1 protein-coding gene is annotated in these 216 nt (G+C 62.5%); it reads left to right on the plus strand.

Annotation, left to right across the window (positions count from 1 at the left end; translation table 11 throughout):
- Window positions 1–21: 21 nt before the first annotated feature.
- Window positions 22–216, plus strand: a 195-nt coding sequence (locus B7449_RS22155) for a hypothetical protein (RefSeq protein WP_209426767.1), incomplete at its 3' end; no start/stop codon positions are given.

A 216-nucleotide genomic window follows, 5' to 3' on the forward strand; every position in this document is an offset into this window, starting at 1 on the left:
GTTTATGAAGGCGGCCTCATAATGACGCGCCATCGCCCCGGAAAGCCCATTGCCGTAGGCACGCTCAAGAAGCCTGCGCCCCCAACTGTCGGGCGCAGCATCAGCAAAGACACCCGCAAGGGCATCGCACACGTTCCCTGGCTGGCCAGCCGCATGAAACGGCCCAGAGCCGAGGGGAAAGGTTGGCTGGATGGCAAAGGCCCGAGAATTCTCGAC

The sequence above is a fragment of the Komagataeibacter intermedius TF2 genome (assembly GCF_000964425.1).
Taxonomy (GTDB): Bacteria; Pseudomonadota; Alphaproteobacteria; order Acetobacterales; family Acetobacteraceae; genus Komagataeibacter; species Komagataeibacter intermedius.